The organism is Variovorax sp. PDC80 (assembly GCF_900115375.1).
GTDB lineage: Bacteria > Pseudomonadota > Gammaproteobacteria > Burkholderiales > Burkholderiaceae_C > Variovorax.
Genome location: NZ_FOWG01000002.1, coordinates 1 through 15,122 on the forward strand (window position 1 = coordinate 1; position 15,122 = coordinate 15,122).

Annotated in this window: 14 protein-coding genes, 2 tRNA genes and 1 pseudogene; 9 read left to right on the forward strand and 8 right to left on the reverse strand. The window is 67.4% G+C overall.

Annotation, left to right across the window (positions count from 1 at the left end; translation table 11 throughout):
• Together BM109_RS05575 and BM109_RS41575 are read right to left on the reverse strand one after the other, a co-directional pair.
• Positions 1–230 (reverse strand): annotated as a pseudogene (locus BM109_RS05575) (TonB-dependent receptor); the annotation flags it as partial.
• Between the two features lie 99 nt (positions 231–329).
• Entirely contained in the window at positions 330–842 is a 513-nt protein-coding gene (locus BM109_RS41575; RefSeq protein ID WP_256222383.1) for a hypothetical protein, read from the reverse strand.
• A 322-nt stretch (positions 843–1,164) separates the two neighbouring features.
• Here BM109_RS41575 and BM109_RS40645 point away from each other — a divergent pair, with 322 nt between their 5' ends.
• Complete coding sequence (locus BM109_RS40645; RefSeq protein WP_143129085.1) at positions 1,165–1,629, forward strand: ankyrin repeat domain-containing protein; 465 nt, start codon at positions 1,165–1,167, stop codon at positions 1,627–1,629.
• Positions 1,630–1,699: 70 nt separating this feature from the next.
• Here the strand turns inward: BM109_RS40645 and BM109_RS05585 are convergent.
• The 5 genes from BM109_RS05585 to BM109_RS05605 all read right to left on the reverse strand — a co-directional run bounded on the left by BM109_RS05585 (position 1,700) and on the right by BM109_RS05605 (position 4,755).
• Positions 1,700–1,776 (reverse strand) — tRNA-Arg (locus tag BM109_RS05585).
• Positions 1,777–1,817: 41 nt separating this feature from the next.
• Positions 1,818–1,894: transfer RNA gene (locus BM109_RS05590), tRNA-Pro, on the reverse strand.
• Positions 1,895–1,930: 36 nt separating this feature from the next.
• Complete coding sequence (locus tag BM109_RS05595; RefSeq protein WP_093341290.1) at positions 1,931–2,638, reverse strand: glutathione binding-like protein; 708 nt, start codon at positions 2,636–2,638, stop codon at positions 1,931–1,933.
• Positions 2,639–2,753: 115 nt separating this feature from the next.
• A complete protein-coding gene (locus BM109_RS05600) occupies positions 2,754–3,017 on the reverse strand; it encodes a UBP-type zinc finger domain-containing protein (protein ID WP_057594236.1) in 264 nt (87 codons plus the stop codon).
• 40 nt (positions 3,018–3,057) lie between these two features.
• The gene (locus BM109_RS05605) at positions 3,058–4,755 is read right to left on the reverse strand and encodes an FAD-dependent oxidoreductase (RefSeq protein WP_093341292.1); all 1,698 of its coding nucleotides are present in this window, start codon (positions 4,753–4,755) and stop codon (positions 3,058–3,060) included.
• A 183-nt stretch (positions 4,756–4,938) separates the two neighbouring features.
• Between BM109_RS05605 and BM109_RS05610 the strand changes: the two genes are divergently transcribed.
• The 3 genes from BM109_RS05610 to BM109_RS05620 all read left to right on the forward strand — a co-directional run bounded on the left by BM109_RS05610 (position 4,939) and on the right by BM109_RS05620 (position 8,649).
• The gene (locus BM109_RS05610) at positions 4,939–5,835 is read left to right on the forward strand and encodes a GNAT family N-acetyltransferase (RefSeq protein WP_093341295.1); all 897 of its coding nucleotides are present in this window, start codon (positions 4,939–4,941) and stop codon (positions 5,833–5,835) included.
• A gap of 185 nt (positions 5,836–6,020) precedes the next feature.
• Complete coding sequence (gene ppk1 / locus BM109_RS05615; protein WP_093341297.1) at positions 6,021–8,162, forward strand: polyphosphate kinase 1; 2,142 nt, start codon at positions 6,021–6,023, stop codon at positions 8,160–8,162.
• Between the two features lie 25 nt (positions 8,163–8,187).
• Positions 8,188–8,649: a SixA phosphatase family protein gene (locus tag BM109_RS05620; RefSeq protein WP_057594239.1), complete on the forward strand. Its 462-nt coding sequence runs from the start codon at positions 8,188–8,190 to the stop codon at positions 8,647–8,649.
• 81 nt (positions 8,650–8,730) lie between these two features.
• Here the strand turns inward: BM109_RS05620 and BM109_RS05625 are convergent, their stop codons facing one another.
• Positions 8,731–10,251 (reverse strand): Ppx/GppA phosphatase family protein, encoded by a 1,521-nt coding sequence (locus BM109_RS05625; protein ID WP_093341299.1) that lies wholly within the window; start codon positions 10,249–10,251, stop codon positions 8,731–8,733.
• 251 nt (positions 10,252–10,502) lie between these two features.
• Between BM109_RS05625 and pstS the strand changes: the two genes are divergently transcribed.
• From pstS to phoU, 5 genes are read left to right on the forward strand one after another with little or no spacing between them, the layout of a single operon-like run.
• Positions 10,503–11,537: a phosphate ABC transporter substrate-binding protein PstS gene (pstS, locus tag BM109_RS05630; protein ID WP_093341301.1), complete on the forward strand. Its 1,035-nt coding sequence runs from the start codon at positions 10,503–10,505 to the stop codon at positions 11,535–11,537.
• A gap of 41 nt (positions 11,538–11,578) precedes the next feature.
• Positions 11,579–12,658: a phosphate ABC transporter permease subunit PstC gene (gene pstC, locus BM109_RS05635; protein WP_093341303.1), complete on the forward strand. Its 1,080-nt coding sequence runs from the start codon at positions 11,579–11,581 to the stop codon at positions 12,656–12,658.
• A complete protein-coding gene (gene pstA, locus BM109_RS05640) occupies positions 12,655–13,539 on the forward strand; it encodes a phosphate ABC transporter permease PstA (protein ID WP_093341305.1) in 885 nt (294 codons plus the stop codon). The genes pstC and pstA overlap by 4 nt, the downstream gene beginning before the upstream one ends.
• 52 nt (positions 13,540–13,591) lie before the next feature.
• Positions 13,592–14,380 (forward strand): phosphate ABC transporter ATP-binding protein PstB, encoded by a 789-nt coding sequence (gene pstB / locus BM109_RS05645; RefSeq protein WP_093341306.1) that lies wholly within the window; start codon positions 13,592–13,594, stop codon positions 14,378–14,380.
• Positions 14,381–14,410: 30 nt separating this feature from the next.
• Positions 14,411–15,112, forward strand: a complete 702-nt coding sequence (phoU, locus tag BM109_RS05650) for a phosphate signaling complex protein PhoU (protein WP_093341308.1) — start codon at positions 14,411–14,413, stop codon at positions 15,110–15,112.
• Positions 15,113–15,122 lie beyond the last annotated feature (10 nt).

Consider the following 15,122-nt stretch of genomic DNA (forward strand, 5'->3'; position numbering starts at 1 on the left):
ACGCCGGGCACGGCCTCGACGATGTCGCCGGGGCGCAGCTTGGGGCGGGCCTGGAACGAGGCTTTCTCCACCGCGCCTTCGCTCGCGCTGTCGGCGGTGCCGATGGCCGCATCCCGTGGGCCGCTGACCTCGATCGGGGGCAGGTGGACGGGCTGGGCCCAGGCCGCGGCGCTGCCGAGCAGGGCGCCGAACATCCAGGGTTGGCGCGCGAGGCGAATCGAAGCTTTCATGGGTCTCCCGCGTCTTCGATGTCCGCGCGGAGCGGGAATGCTCGTTGCCATGACGCGCCATTGATACGCGCGCAAGCCCGTTTCGGATTCGGCGCGCCGTCAGGGCTTTCGAGGCTGCAGCAAGCCCGAGTAGCACGCGGGAATCTTTTCGTCGCCCTGCACGCAGTCGGAGTGCCTGTACAAGGCCTCGATCTCGATCACAGGCACCGGCTTGCCCAGGAACATCCGCTGCCCGACCACGCGGCCGTCGAAGCTCACCAGCGTGTACAGGGCCACGAGGTCCCGGTCGTAGTCCCCCGCGCCGCAAGCGATGAACTGCTGTTCGTCGCGGGGCCACTGCAGCACGCCTTGCGCATCGAAGGTGGCGTGCAGCAGGGTGAAGCACTGGCGAGAACCTTCCTGTGGCTCGATGGCGTTGATGCCGCCGCTCCAGTGGATGCGCTGGCCTTGGGCTTGGGGTGTCAGGGCTTGGGCGGGGGAGAGGGTGGTGGTTTGGGGTTTCGTTGTGCCCACAGTTTGATCGGCTTGACGATCGGAAGGCGTGCTGCAGGCGCTGACGAGGGCCGCGGCAGATAACAGGGCAATGGCGTGTCGGTTTCGGTGGAGGGGCATCGCTTCATCGTAGCGTGGCCACATGCTTCAACCCGGGAGGTGAGAGGGCGCTGGATCATGCGGCGCAACCCGAGGTACCGGCTTTCGGTACCTGTCGAGCAAGCTGGCGTTCGTTGCTGGCGTCATTCATAGACTGGACGCTCTTCATTGCCAGGGGCGCAGAGTGATTCCTTCGATATCGGCCAATGCGTGTCCCTCGGTGCGTAGAGCGCGCAGACCGTGGCCGTTCGTCGTCGCGCTCCTCATCTTCACGATTGCCGCGGTGTGTACCGCTCTGGATTCGTACGCTCAAGGACCAGGGGGCGCCGCAGGCCGGCCGCGATTGATCGATCTCCATTTCGATCGCCCAGGCACAGTGACCAACCCGGAAACCGTCGATGCTTTCCTCGAAAGAATGCGCCAAGCCATCGACGCGGGTGCCGACATCGAAGCCGAGGACGAGTATGGAAACACGCCGCTGCTGAACGTTGTCAGTTGGGCTGGATGGTCAGGGAGCGACTGGGGTGCCAATCGGATCGTGGCACTTCTGCTCGAGCGCGGTGCGGACCCGAGGCGGGCCCACAGGCTTTTATACGGAATGACCCCGCTTCATATCACTGCGTTCTCGCTCTGGCCGAATATCGAGCTGATCGAGATGCTGTGCGCAGCGGGCGCCGATTCGAAAACGCCCGTGGCGAGCGATGGCTTCGGGACGCCCTACGAAATGAGCTTTCGCATGGATCATCCCCTGCCGCCAGGGCCTCGCGCCTTGGTTCAGTCGGCATTGGAACGTTGCGGAAAGCGGTAGCTTTTCGAGGCGGCCGTCAGGGCGCTGCGCTCGGAGAGGGAGTTCCTGCAAGAAGAAAGCAGGCTGAGATTGGCCTGCCCGGAGGGGATCGAACCCCCGACAACCTGCTTAGAAGGCAGGTGCTCTATCCAACTGAGCTACGGGCAGATTCCAGGCGGAACAGAAAGCAAAGCAGGAAAGAAGATTCTTGGTCGGGGCGAAAGGATTCGAACCTTCGACCCTCTGGTCCCAAACCAGATGCGCTACCAGGCTGCGCTACACCCCGACAAGCCTTCTATTCTAGCCCGAATATGAGGCGGTCTCAGCGCTTCTCGTACTGGGTCTTGCCGAAAAGCACTTCGCGCGCCTTGTCGTCGGTGATGGGCTTGCGCAGATCGGCCAGCACCTTCACGCCGCGCTGCACGGCGGGGCGCTCGGCGATGCCGTCGAACCAGTCCTTCAGGCGCGGGTAGTCCTCGAGGGTGATGCCCTGGTTCTGCCAGCTGCGCAGCCACGGGAAGATGGCGATGTCGGCGATGCTGTAGTCGGGGCCGGCGATGAAACTGTGCTTCGACAGCTGCTTGTCGATCACGCCGTAGAGGCGCTTGGCCTCGTTGGTGTAGCGGTCGATGGCATAGGCGATCTTCTCGGGCGCGTAGAGGCGGAAGTGATGCGCCTGGCCGAGCATGGGGCCGACGCCGCCCATCTGGAACATCAGCCACTGCAGCACGTCGTAGCGCGCGCGGTCGCCCTGGGGCAAAAATTGGCCGGTCTTGCCGGCCAAGTAGACGAGGATGGCGCCCGATTCGAACAGCGAGATCGGCGCGCCGCCCGGACCGTCGGGGTCGGTGATGGCGGGGATCTTGTTGTTGGGGCTGATCTGCAGGAAGTCGGGCGCGAACTGGTCGCCCTTGCCGATGTCGATGGGGTGCGCGCGGTAGGGCAGGCCGCACTCCTCGAGCATGATGTGGATCTTGTGGCCGTTGGGCGTGGGCCAGGAATAGACCTCGATGGTCTTCGGTTCGGGCATGTTGTCGAGTCTCCGGTCTGGATGGGGCGGCGAAGAGGGGCTCCTCGACGCGGCAGCCAGCATATACAGGCGGCCGCGCGGACGTGCGCAGCACGGCCAATGACCGGCGCGCGCCTCAGCCCACCTGCCGCTCGTGCGCGTTGCACCACATCCAGTCCTCGCCGGGCTCGAGCGACTGGATCACGGCATGGCCCTCGGCCTGCGAATGGCGCGTGGCATGCCGGTTCTTCGACGAATCGCAGCAGCCGACGTGGCCGCAGTGCACGCACAGGCGAAGATGCACCCAGCTGTCGCCGGTCTGGAGGCATTCCTCGCAGCCGCGCAGGGTGTGGGGCGCGGCGATCTCCGCGGGGACGTGTTCGCAGGGCTTGATGCGCATGCGCGGGTTCTCCTGGATGAATGGTGGAGGGATCGGGGACTCAGGCCACCGCCGAGTTGGAGGCCAGGTGCTGGTGGATCAGTGCGACCACCGCCGCGCCTTCGCCGATCGCGCCGCCCACGCGCTTGACCGAGCCCGAGCGCACGTCGCCGACCGCGAAGACGCCGGGCACGCTGGTCTCGAGCGCGGTGGCCGGGCGCGCCGGAAAGCCGGCGCTGGCGTCGGGGCCGGTCTGCACGAAGCCGTGCTTGTCGACCGCGACGCCGCAGCCCGCGAGCCAGTCGGTCTCGGGCTCGGCGCCGACGAACAGGAAGATGTTGCGCGCGGGGCAGTCATGCTCGGCGCCGGTGCTGTGGCAGCGCCAGGTGGCGCCGGTGAGGCCGTCGTCGGGATCGCCGTGCAGCCGCACGAGTTCGGTATGGGGCTGCAGCGAGATGTTGGGCGTGGCCTCGATGCGGTCGATCAGATAGCGCGACATGCTGGCCGCGAGCGAGGGGCCGCGCACCAGCACGTTGACCTTGGCCGCATGGTGCGAGAGGAACACGGCGGCCTGGCCGGCCGAGTTGCCGCCGCCGACCAGCGCGACCTCCTGCTGCGCGCAGAGCTTGGCCTCGATGGCCGAGGCCCAGTACCAGATGCCGCGGCCCTCGAATTCGTGCAGCCTGGGCACGCCGGGCCGGCGGTAGCGCGCACCGCTGGCGACGACGACGGTGCGCGCCGAAATGCGGCGCCCGTCGGCCAGCGCGATCGCGAGGCTGCCGTCGGGGTTGGTGCGCGCGCAGTCGAGCGAGGCCACCTTGGCCGGGATCAGCATCTCGACGCCGAACTTCTGCGCCTGCACGAAGGCCCGGCCGGCCAGTGCCTGGCCCGAGATGCCGGTGGGAAAACCCAGGTAGTTCTCGATGCGCGCGCTGGCGCCGGCCTGGCCGCCGAAGGCGCGGCAGTCGAGCACGATCACGCGCAGCCCCTCGGAGGCGGCATAGACGGCGGTCGCGAGGCCGGCCGGGCCGGCGCCGACCACGGCCACGTCGTAGAGCTCGTCGTGCGCCGTGGCATCGACCATGCCCAGGCACAGCGCCAGCGCGTCCTCGGCCGGGTTCACCAGCACCGAGCCGTTGGGGCACACGGCCAGCAGCTGGTGGCCGCCGTACTGCGCGAGCAGCGCGGCTGCGTCGGGGTCCTGGTCGGCGTCGACCAGGTGATAGGGATGGCCGTTGCGGCGCAGGAAGTTCTCGAGCCGCGCCATGTCGGGCGACTGCGGCTGGCCGATCAGCACCGGGCCGGCGGCGCCCGATTCGATCAGCGCCACGCGCCGCAAGATCAGCGCGCGGGTGATGCGCTCGCCGAGGTCGGCCTCGGCCACCAGCAGGGCGCGCAGTTGCGCGGGCGGCAGCACCAGCGCCTCGACGTCCTCCTCGGCATGGCCGTCGACCAGGGCGGGGCGGCCGCTGAGCTGGCCGACCTCGGCCAGGAATTCGCCTGGCCCCTGCCGCACGATCGGCACCACGTGGCCCAGGCCGTCGCGCTGGGTGACCGAGACCACGCCCTTGAGCAGCACGAACATGCCGGCGCCGACCTCGCCGGCGGTGAACAGCCGGCTGCCGCGCGCGAAGTGCTGCACGCTGCCGAAACGCGCGATGCGCGCGATCTCGCTGTCGTTGAGCACCGGAAAGGTCTGCAACTGTCGGTTACCGCCGGCGGGAGCCGGTGCGGCGGTGGAAGCGTCGGTGAGGGCCATCGGGCGAGGACTCCAGGTCGGTGCGGGTTCGGCGATGAAAGCCATTAGACGTCAAAGAAGCGGCGGCGGAGCACCCCCGAAAGGAAGGCCGGCGGCCCGTCACATCGTCATGCAATTGCCACGGCCATGACACGCGCTTTTCACCACGGGTGCCGAGACTCGCCCAGCAGAAAGGGTTTCCACATGAAAGAACTGCCCAACCCGACATTTCCGCTGTCGCAGATCGGGCTCCGCGCAGCCCTCTGGCCCGCGCCCGTTGTCGCCGGCACCGCCGCCGCCGTCACCGCGACGCCCAAGGTCCCCGCTGCCGTCAGCCCCGCGGTCGTCGTGCCGGCCCCCGTCATCGAGGCCAAGCAGGGCATCACCGTCGGTTGGGCACGTCACCAGGACGATGTTCGCGCGGCCCAGCGCCTGCGCTATGAAGTATTCGTCGGCGAGATGGGTGCCCGCATCTCCACCTCGCTGCCCGGCCACGACGTGGACCTGTTCGACGATTTCTGCGAACACCTGCTGGTGCGCGACGAACTGACGCAGCAGGTGATCGGCACCTACCGCGTGCTGACGCCGGCCCAGGCGCGCCGCGTGGGCAGCACCTACAGCGACACCGAATTCGACCTGACCCGCCTGCGCGACCTGCGCGAGCGCATGGTCGAGCTGGGCCGCAGCTGCGTGCACCCCGAGCACCGCCAGGGCGGCGTGATCCTGGCGCTGTGGGGCGCGCTGGCCGGTTTCATGCACCGCAACAAGCTCGACACGATGATCGGCTGCGCCAGCATCCCGATGTCGCACAACGGCGTGACCTGCGGCGACGCGGCGGCCAGCATCTGGCGCCAGCTCTCGGCCAGCCACATGGCGCCGATCCAGTACCAGGTGCAGCCGCGGCTCGCGCTGCCGGTCGAGCGCCTCGACGGCAGCCTCGACGTGGAACCGCCCGCGCTGATCAAGGGCTACCTGCGCCTGGGCGCCAAGGTGCTCGGCGCGCCGGCCTGGGATCCGGACTTCAACACCGCCGACCTGCCGATGCTGATGCGCATCGACGATCTGCCGGCGCGCTACCGCAAGCATTTCCTGGGCGCATGAAACCAGCGGTCGTCCGACCCGCGAACGGGTCGTCCGTCCTGCCGCCGGACGGGGAAGAGCAGTCGAAAGTAGGCATGTTGACGGCGTCACGGGAAAGTCATGCAAATGTCACAAACCCGCATGACACTGTCACATTCCCTTTATCGAGCACGGCCATGGTGCCGCTTGTTCCAGAATCCGTGTCCATGCCTTCCGATCCGGCCGATTCGCTGCCTTCCGTGGCCGAGACGCCGAAATTCACTTTGCTTGACCGCGACCACAGCATCCTGTCGTTCAACGAGCGGGTGCTCGACTGGGCGCACCGCCCCGAGGTGCCGCTGATCGAGCGCCTGCGCTACCTGTGCATCGTCTCGTCGAACCTCGACGAGTTCTTCGAGGTCCGCGCCGCGCCGCACCTGATCGCGGGCAGCGCCGACGACCACAAGGGCACCTACACGGTCGAGTCCTTCCGCCGGCTGGCCGAGGCGGTCCACACGCTGGTGGCGCGCCAGTACGCGCTCTACAACGACGAGCTGATGCCGACCTTCGGCACGCACGGCATCCACATCATTTCGCACGGCGAGCGCAACCCGGCGCAGCGCAAGTGGGTGGCCGAGTATTTCGAGCGCGAGGTGCGCCCGCTGCTGCTGCCCGTGGGGCTCGACCCCTCGCATCCGTTCCCGCAGGTCGCGAACAAGTCGCTGAACTTCATCGTGCGCCTGGGCGGCAAGGACGCCTTCGGGCGCGAGAACCCGATCCAGATCGTGAAGGTGCCGCGCGTGCTGCCGCGGCTGATCAAGATGCCGGCCAAGGTGTCGGACGGCAAGACGCTGTTCGTGGCGCTGTCGAGCGTGGTGCGCGCGCACCTGTCCTCGATGTTCACGGGGCGCGAGGTCGGCGATTTCTCGCAGTTCCGCGTCACGCGCCATTCCGACCTCGCGGTGGACGAGGAGGACGTGAAGAACCTGCGCACCGCGCTGCGCCAGGGCCTGCAGCACCGGCACTTCGGTCAGGCGGTGCGCCTGGAGGTGTCGGCCAGCTGCGCCGAGTCGCTCGCGAGCTTCCTGCTCGAGCAGTTCAACCTGCCGCCCGAGGCGCTGTACCGCGTGCACGGCCCGGTCAACCTCGCGCGCTTCACCCAGCTGGCCGACCTGCTCGACGAGCCGAAGCTGCGCTTCAAGCCGTACCAGGCCTCCTACCCGATCACGCTGTCGCCCGCACAGTCCTTCTTCGAGCGGCTGCAGCGCGGCGACGTGCTGATCCACCAGCCCTTCGAGAGCTTCGAGGGCGTGCTGGCCTTCCTGCGCGAGGCGGTGCACGACCCGCAGGTGCTGGCGATCAAGCAGACCATCTACCGCACCGGCGCCGACTCCGAGCTGATGGAGCTGCTGCGCGAGGCGGTGCGCCGCGGCAAGGAAGTCACCGTGGTGGTGGAGCTCAAGGCGCGCTTCGACGAAGAGGCCAACATCAACTGGGCCGAGATGCTCGAGTCGATCGGCGCCCAGGTGGTGTACGGCGTGGTGGGCCTGAAGACCCACGCCAAGATGCTGCTGGTGACGCGCCGCGAGGGCAAGCAGATGCGCCGCTACGGCCACCTGTCGACCGGCAACTACAACCCGCGCACCGCGCGCCTGTACACCGACATCAGCCACCTCACGGCCGACCCGCTGCTGACCGCCGACATGGAAGCGGTGTTCGTGCACCTCGCGAGCCAGAGCAAGCTGCCCAAGCTCAACCGCGTGTGGCTCGCGCCCTTCGACCTGCACAGCAACATCCGCGCGCAGATCGCCACGCTGGCCGCGGCCGCCGAGCGCGGCGAGCCCACGCGCATCGTCGCCAAGATGAATGCGCTGACCGACGAGGAACTGGTCGCGGCGCTGGTGCATGCGGGGCAGAAGGGCGTGAAGATCGACCTGATCGTGCGCGGTGCCTGCACGCTGCCGGCCCAGGTGCCGGGGCTGACCGACAACATCCGCGTGCGCTCGGTGATCGGCCGCTTCCTCGAGCATTCGCGGGTGTTCTATTTCCGCCATGGCGAGGACGAGTCGCTCTATCTCTCGAGCGCCGACTGGATGAACCGCAACATGATGCGGCGCATCGAGCTCGCCTGGCCCGTGACCGACCCGGTGCTGCGCCAGCGACTCATCGACGAGTGCCTGGTCGCCTACCTGCACGACGGCCGCGATGCCTGGGACCTCGGCGCCGATGGCGTCTACACCCGCATCGACCACGACACGCACCCGGGCGAAGCCGGTGCGTCGCGTGCGATCGAGGCGCACGGCGCGCAGGCCGCCCTGATGAACCGCTATGCAGCGCGAGGGCCCCGTGACGTCGCATCCGGCGAATGAAGCCGAAGTTCGAAAGACGATGACCATGGACCTGATCTTCTGGCGCCATGCGGAAGCCGATGACTGGACCGAGGGCTGCGACGACATGCAGCGCTCGCTCACCGCGCGCGGCGAGAAGCAGGCCAAGCGCATGGCCAGCTGGCTCGACCGCCAGCTGCCCGACGGTACGCGCATCATCAGCAGCCCCGCGCGGCGCTGCGAACAGACCGCGCTGGCGCTCGGGCGCAAGTACAAGCTGCGCAGCGAACTGGCGCCCGACACCACCGCCGACGCACTGCTGGCCTCGGCCGGCTGGCCCAACGGCAAGTCGGTGGTGCTGATGATCGGCCACCAGCCGTCGCTGGGGCAGGCGATCTCGCTGCTGCTGGGCTTGAAGCAGGACAGCTGCCCGGTGCGCAAGGGCGCGCTGTGGTGGATCCGCACGCGCGAGCGCGATGGCGACGTGCAGACCGTCGTGGTGACGGTGCAGTCGCCCGAACTTCTCTGAGCCTGCGCGCGGCCATGCCGCTCGTACGGTGTCGCCGCGGGCAGCGGTGCCGGCTGTCCGCCGGCCATCCGGCCGGGCGGCTCAGCAGCCCGCCAGGTCCACGCGCCAGGTACTGATCTTCTGCCAGGCCAGCACCTCCTCGCGCAGCAGGTGGGCCGACTGCGGGAAGGCCTCGGCCCAGTCGGGCGCGCAGGCGATCGAGAAAGTGCGGGTGCCGAGCGGCGACAGGTGCAGCGCCTCGGGCGCGGGGTCGCGGCGCGCGTGGCACAGGATCACCGCGAGCCGCAGCGCCAGCAGCTGCATCACGAAGGTCTCGTCGTCGAGCGAGCCCTCGAGCTTGCGCAGCTTGCCGCGCTGGCCCAGCACCAGCTGGGCGAGGGTGTGGAGCTCGTTGACCGCGAAGCCGGGGGCGTCGGTGTTGTCGAGGATGTAGGCGCCGTGCTTGTGGTAGTCGCTGTGCGAGACCAGTGCGCCGATCTCGTGCAGCTGCGCGGCCCAGCCGAGCTTGCGCAGCGCGCGGCCGGCGCGGCTGGTGGTGCTGCCGCCGCGCGCGGCCGGCGCCAGCTGCACGAACAGGGCGGCGGCCGTGTCGCCCACGCGCCGGGCCTGGACCGGGTCGACCGCGAAACGGGTGGCGAGGCGCGCGACCGTGGTGGTGCGCATGTCGGCCACGCTCTCGTCGCGTTCCAGCAGTTCGTAGAGCACGCCGTGGCGCAGCGCGCCCTGGGCCACCTTCATCTCCTCGATGCCCAGCAGGTCGAACACCGCGCGCAGCACGCTCAGGCCGCCGCCGATGACGGCCTTGCGGTCCTCGCGCATGCCCTCGATGCGCAGCTTGTCGGCGCCGCCGGCCTTGAGCAGCCGGTCGAGCAGCCAGTCGAGGCCCTCGCGCTTGACCACGCCGGGCTCGCCGCCGGCCGCGGCCAGCACGTCGCCGACCGCGCCGATCGTGCCCGAGGCGCCATAGGCCACGTCCCACTGGTCGCGCGTGTAGCTGCCGAGCGCGTCGTCGAGCACCGCCTTGGCCGCGACCTCGGCGGCGCGGAAGGCGGCAGCGGTGAACTGGCCCTCGGGGAAGTGCTTCATCGACCAGGCGACGCTGCCGACGCGGTAAGACTCCATCAGCTCGGCCTCGAGGGCGCGGCCGATGATCATTTCGGTGGAGCGCCCGCCGATGTCGATCACCAGCCGGCGTTCGCGGTCCGAGGCGTCGTTGTGCGGCAGCATGTGCGCCACGCCCTGATAGATCAGGCGGGCTTCCTCGCGCCCCGGGATCACGTCGATGCCGAAGCCCAGGATGGTGCGCGCGCGCAGCAGGAATTCCTCGCGGTTGCGCGCCTCGCGCAGCGTCTGGGTGGCGACGGCCCGCACCTGCGAGCGCTTGAAGCCGGCCAGCCGCTCGCCGAAGCGGGCGAGGGCGTCCCAGCCGCGCTGCATGGCTTCGGGCGTGAGGTTGCGTGCGCTGTCCAGGCCGTTGCCCTGGCGCACGGTCTCCTTCAGGTATTCGGTGCGGTGGATCTGGCCGTGATCGACCTGGCCGATTTCGAGCCGGAAGCTGTTGGAACCGAGATCGACCGCTGCGAGGCGGGTGCCGTTTTGCATGTTGTAGTAAAGAAGGCGGAGCCTGATTCGTATGTCGTTGACGGTTTCCCCACCGCCTCCAAACCCCACCGCAGCGAGGTTCGAGAGGCTAGTTCGGGCGCATGACGGTTGTGTGACAGCGTCACAGAGCCGGAGGGCTCCGTAGCCCCATTTTCCCTCGACAGAGGGGTGTCACATCGATGTCACACAAGCTTTCTAGAGTCCGTCGCAAGCCCGAAAGGGGACTACTTCTTACTTCTAAAGGAAGCTTCATGAAAACGACGTTCAAATTTGCAACCGCCGGCCTCGTCGCCGCGGTTTTCGCTCTTCCCGCGTTCGCCCAGGACGTGACCGGTGCCGGCGCCAGCTTCCCCGCCCCGCTGTATGCCAAGTGGGCTTCGGACTTCAACAAGGCCACCGGCGTCAAGATCAACTACCAGTCGGTCGGTTCGGGCGCCGGCCTGAAGCAGATCGAAGCCAAGACCGTCGACTTCGGCGCGTCGGACGCTCCCCTGAAGGACGACGAACTCCAGGCCAAGGGCCTGATGCAGTTCCCCACCGTCATCGGCGGCGTGATCCCGGTCGTGAACATCCAGGGCATCAAGCCCGGCGAACTCAAGCTCAGCGGCCAGGTGCTGGGCGACATCTACCTCGGCAAGATCACGAAGTGGAACGACCCCGCGATCAAGGCCCTGAACGGTTCGCTGAACCTGCCCGACGCTGCCATCGCCCCGGTTCGCCGCGCCGACGGTTCGGGCACCAGCTTCCTGTTCACCAACTACCTGTCGAAGGTCAACGCCGAGTGGAAGAGCAAGGTCGGCGAAGGCACGGCCGTGAACTGGCCCACCGGCGCGGGCGGCAAGGGCAATGAAGGCGTCGCCGCCTTCGTGGGCCGCCTGCCGAACTCGATCGGCTACGTGGAATACGCCTACGTCAAGCAGAACAAGATGACGTACGCCCAGATGCAGAACGCCGCCGGCAACTTCGTCTCGCCCGACGACACCGCCTTCAAGGCCGCCGCCGCCGGTGCCGACTGGAACAAGAGCTTCTACCAGGTGCTGACGAACCAGGCCGACAAGGGTGCATGGCCGATCACCGGCGCCACCTTCATCCTGCTGCACAAGACGCAGGACAAGCCGGCCAATGCCACCACCGTGCTGAAGTTCTTCGACTGGGCCTACAAGAGCGGCGACAAGACGGCCGACGAACTGGACTACGTGCCGATGCCCGACGCCGTGAAGGCCACGATCGCCAAGTCCTGGGGTGAGGTCAAGGACGCTTCGGGCAAGCCCGTTGCCTTCAAGTAAGCCTTTCTCTTCCCGATAGAAAAAGAAAACACGGCGCGCCAATGAGCAGCAATCCGCTCGATGGCGCGCCGCTTTCGTCCTTGCCGGAGCGACACGTGTCATCCACTTTCCCCGCCGCCGCCACCGCGCTCGATCTTTCCGCCGAGCAGGGCCGCACCACCGCACCGCCGCCGATGAAGGCATCGCGCTCCGGTCCCATGGTCGATCGCCTGTTCGGCCTGGCCGCCAAGGGTGCCGCACTGCTGACGCTGGCGATGCTGATCGGCATCCTGCTGTCGCTGATCGTCGGCGCCTGGCCTGCCATCACCAAGTACGGCCTCGGCTTCCTCACGAGCAGCGTGTGGGACCCGGTCCAGAACGAATACGGCGGCCTCGTGATGATCTACGGCACGCTGGCCACCTCGGCCATCGCCCTGGTGATCGCGGTGCCCGTGAGCTTCGGCATCGCGCTCTTCCTCACCGAACTTTCGCCCGGCTGGCTCAAGCGCCCGCTGGGCACCGCCATCGAATTGCTGGCGGCCGTGCCGTCGATCGTCTACGGCATGTGGGGCCTGCTGGTGTTCGGCCCCATCCTCTCGAGCTGGGTCCAGCAGCCGCTGCAGAAGCTGCTGGCCGGCGTGCCCTACCTCGGCGCGCTGGTGTCCGGTCCCCCGGTGGGCATCGGCATTCTCTCGGCCGGCATCATCCTCGCGATCATGATCATCCCGTTCATCGCCTCGGTGATGCGCGACGTGTTCGAGGTCACGCCCCCGCTGCTCAAGGAATCGGCCTACGGCCTCGGCTCCACCACCTGGGAGGTCGTCTCCAAGGTCGTGCTTCCCTACACCAAGGCCGGCGTCATCGGCGGCATCATGCTCGGCCTGGGCCGCGCGCTCGGCGAGACCATGGCCGTCACCTTCGTGATCGGCAACATGAACCAGCTGAACTCGCTCTCGGTGTTCGAGGCGGCCAACAGCATCACCTCGGCGCTCGCCAACGAGTTCGCCGAAGCCGGCGCCGGCCTGCACCAGGCCGCGCTGATGTACCTGGGCCTCGTGCTGTTCTTCATCACCTTCGTCGTGCTGTCGCTGTCGAAGGTGCTGCTGGCGCAGATGAAGAAGAGCGAAGGAAAGAAGTCGTGAGCACAAGCCAATCCCTCATCAACGCCAAGACCCTGGCCGAAACCCGCCAGGCCCGCTTCGCCTCGCGCAACCGCGTCAACAAGATCGCCCTCACGCTGTCGCTCGCCGCGATGGTGTTCGGCGTGTTCTGGCTCGTCTGGATCCTCTGGGAAACCCTGCGCCTGGGCATCGGCGGCCTGTCGATCATGGCCTTCACCGAGATGACCCCGCCGCCGAACGAGCCGGGTGGCATCCTGAACGCCATCTTCGGCTCCTTCGTGATGGTGCTGCTGGCGACCTTCGTCGGCACGCCGATCGGCATCATGGCCGGCATCTACCTGGCCGAGTACAACCCCAAGGGCATGCTGTCGTCGGTCACGCGCTTCGTCAACGACATCCTGCTGTCGGCACCGTCGATCGTGATCGGCCTGTTCGTCTACGCGGTGGTCGTGGCCTACTTCAAGAACTTCTCGGGCCTGGCCGGCGCGCTGTCGCTCGCGCTGATCGTGATCCCGGTCGTGATCCGCACCACCGAGAACATGCTGCAGCTGGTGCCCCCTGGCCTGCGCGAAGCCGCCTACGCCCTCGGCACGCCGAAGTGGAAGGTGATCCTGAGCATCACGCTGCGCGCCGCGCGCGCCGGTGTCGTGACCGGCATCCTGCTGGCCGTGGCCCGCATCGCCGGCGAGACCGCGCCGCTGCTGTTCACCGCGCTGAACAACCAGTTCTGGACCGCCGACGTGACGCAGCCGATGGCCAGCCTGCCGGTGACGATCTTCAAGTTCGCCATGAGCCCCTACGAGAACTGGCAACAGCTCGCCTGGGCCGGCGTGTTCCTGATCACCGTCGCGGTGCTCGTCCTCAACATCCTGGCGCGGGTCCTCACGCGCTCCAAGCACTGAACCCGAAGCGGCTTCCACGCAACCCGCACAGAACGAACAAGAGAAACGCAACATGGCACCCATCACCGCTCCCACCGCCGCCGCAGCGCCCGCGAAGATCTCGGTCAAGAACCTGAACTTCTACTACGGCAAGTTCCATGCGCTCAAGGGCATCAACCTCGAGATCCCCGAGAACAAGGTCACGGCCTTCATCGGCCCCTCGGGCTGCGGCAAGTCGACCTTGCTGCGCACCTTCAACCGCATGTTCGAGCTCTATCCCGAGCAGCGCGCCGAGGGCGCCATCGAGCTCGACGGCGAGAACCTGCTGACCAGCAAGCAGGACGTGGCGCTGATCCGCGCCAAGGTCGGCATGGTGTTCCAGAAGCCGACGCCGTTCCCGATGTCGATCTACGACAACATCGCCTTCGGCGTGAAGCTGTTCGAGAATCTCTCGGCCAGCGACATGGACGACCGCGTCGAATGGGCGCTGAAGAAGGCGGCCCTGTGGACCGAAGTGCGCGACAAGCTGCAGCAAAGCGGCTCGGGCCTCTCGGGCGGCCAGCAACAGCGCCTGTGCATCGCGCGCGGCATCGCGATCAAGCCCGAAGTGCTGCTGCTCGACGAACCCTGCTCGGCCCTGGATCCGATCTCGACCGCCAAGATCGAGGAACTGATCGCCGAGCTGAAGAACGAATACACGGTGGTCATCGTGACCCACAACATGCAGCAGGCGGCCCGCTGCAGCGACTACACCGCCTATATGTACCTGGGCGACCTGATCGAGTTCGGTGCCACCGAGCAGATGTTCTTCAAGCCGCAGCGCAAGGAGACCGAGGACTACATCACCGGCCGCTTCGGCTGATGCAACAACGGATGCAAAGAGGACGACACCATGACTGAAAAACACCTCTCCAGCCAGTTCGACAGCGAACTCAACGGCGTCTCGTCGCGCGTGATGGAACTCGGCGGCATGGTCGAGTCGCAGATCCACCAGGCGATCTACGCGCTGCTGCAGTTCGATTCGGACGCGGCCGACCGCGTGATGGAAACCGAGCACCGCGTGAACGCGATGGAAATCGAGATCGACCGCGAGCTGTCGTCGATCATCGCGCGTCGCCAGCCGACCGCGCGCGACCTGCGCCTGCTGATCGCGATCTCCAAGACCACCGCCAACCTCGAGCGCGTGGGCGACGAGTCCAACAAGATCGCGCGCATGGTCAAGTCGATCATCGAGAGCGGTGCTTCGCGCGTGCTGCCGACCACCGAGCTGCGCATCGCGGCCGACCTGGCGTCGAACCTGCTGCGCACCGCGCTCGACGCGTTCGCGCGCCTCGACACCGCCGCGGCGCTGTCGATCCTCAAGGACGACGACCTGATCGACAAGGAGTTCGACGGCTTCGTGCGCAAGCTGGTCACCTACATGATGGAAGACCCGCGCACCATCTCCGCGAGCCTCGACCTGCTGTTCCTGGCCAAGGCCATCGAGCGCATCGGCGACCACGCCAAGAACATCGCCGAGTTCATCATCTACATCGTCAAGGGTGCCGATGTGCGGCACACTTCGATGCAGGAAATCGAGTCGGCGCTGCAGTAACGACACCAGT